The sequence below is a fragment of the Pseudomonadota bacterium genome (assembly GCA_010028905.1).
Classification (GTDB): domain Bacteria; phylum Vulcanimicrobiota; class Xenobia; order RGZZ01; family RGZZ01; genus RGZZ01.
This window is the reverse complement of sequence record RGZZ01000770.1, coordinates 1-1,560: the sequence shown is the minus strand read 5'-3', so window position 1 is coordinate 1,560 and position 1,560 is coordinate 1. Positions and strand designations below refer to the sequence as shown.

1 protein-coding gene is annotated in these 1,560 nt (G+C 66.5%); it reads left to right on the top strand.

Annotation, left to right across the window (positions count from 1 at the left end; translation table 11 throughout):
• Positions 1 to 127 precede the first annotated feature (127 nt).
• Complete coding sequence (locus tag EB084_25130; GenBank protein ID NDD31548.1) at positions 128 to 1,234, top strand: serine/threonine protein kinase; 1,107 nt, start codon at positions 128 to 130, stop codon at positions 1,232 to 1,234.
• The last annotated feature ends 326 nt before the right edge of the window (positions 1,235 to 1,560 follow it).

Below are 1,560 nucleotides of genomic sequence, written 5' to 3'. Positions count from 1 at the left end.
CGACATCCCACTGCCGCCTCCGGGACTGGCACCCTCCTATGCATATGACGTGCGGCTCAAGTACGAGGGCTCTCTGACGACCTATACGACCGAAGAAACCCCTGATGAGGCCAAGAATTACGTCTCGATGGACGATGATCCGGAAACGATAACTCGCGAATTTACAATGAGGTATAAGGGAATGACCGGGGTGGGGGTTGCTGCTCTCGCCCTTGTCGGGATTGTTGCCGTCTTTGCACTTGCCCGTCTGATTTTGGCTCACCGTCGAGCACACCTCGCCGAAGAGCGCGCCGATCAGGCCGAGCGCGACAAGGAGACCATGGCCAGCACCCACTTCGGGGGCGGCGATCTCCCCAAGATGCTGGGGCGCACCCTGAGCACGGCGAACGACCGTCCCCTCGAGATCTTGCGCAAGGTGGGCAACGGCGCCATGGGGGCCGTGTTCGAGGCTGCCTCGCGGGAGGGCGGCGGGCGCGACGAGCGGTGGGCGGTGAAGGTGCCGTTCCGCGACACCGTGGTGAAAGCCGACGCCCGCCGTCGATTTCTGCGCGAGGCCGAGATCTGCAAGGGCGTGTTTCATCGGGGACTGGTTCAGGTGATCGACTGGGGCACGTTCGACGTGCCGGAAGATCGGCAGGCGGGAGACTGGCCCTTCCTCGTCATGGAGCTCATGAACGGACAGACGCTGGGCCACGTCATCGAGCGTGACGGGGGCGGGGGCCTGCCCATCGATCAGGTTGTGGGCTGGATGCGCGAGATGGCAGAGACCCTGGGCAAGCTGCACGAGGCCGGCATCGTTCATCGCGACCTCAAGCCCGACAACATCTTCGTCACCCCCTCGGGCCATCTGAAGATCGGCGACTTCGGCCTCTCCGGCCGCACCGATCGGCATTCGGTGACCCAGTCGGGGGAGGCCTTCGGCACCCCCATGTACATGTCGCCCGAGCACCTCGAGGCACGAAGCACCACGGGGGCCAGCGACCTCTACTCGATGGGGGCCATCAGCTACGAGATGCTGTGCGGAGAGCCGCCGTTCAAAGCCGAGACCACGATAGCGGTGCTCAACCGCATGCTCACCGAAGACCCGCAGCCCCTGGTCGAGCGGCGGTCGGAGGTTCCCCCTGCGCTCGACGGCCTCGTGGCCGACCTGATGGCGCGCGACCCGGAGGGTCGACCGACTGTGGCCGAGATTCTCGCCCGTCTCGGGTCGCTCGGCACCAAGGGCACGCGCTGATCGTCCTTCAAGGGGGTGCTGATGCACGAGGTCTGCTCGCGCGGAATGCAAGCGCCGCGAGGCTCGCCTGCTCAGCGTACGAACGCGCGCAACCGCAAGCCAGGTGGAGAGCGGTGTTCGGTAGCGTGACAGCCGGAGAGCGCTGACGAGAGCGTTTGTTGCTGTGCCTGAGGGGACGACGGCTCGAACCAGGGGGGGTGTCCCCCCCCGGTGGCGTGGTGGACAGCGGCGTGTCCCCCCCGGTGGCGTGGTGGACAGCGGCGTGTCGACCCCGCTGGCGTGGTGGACAGCGGCGTGTCCACCCCCGGTGGCGTGGTGGACAGCGG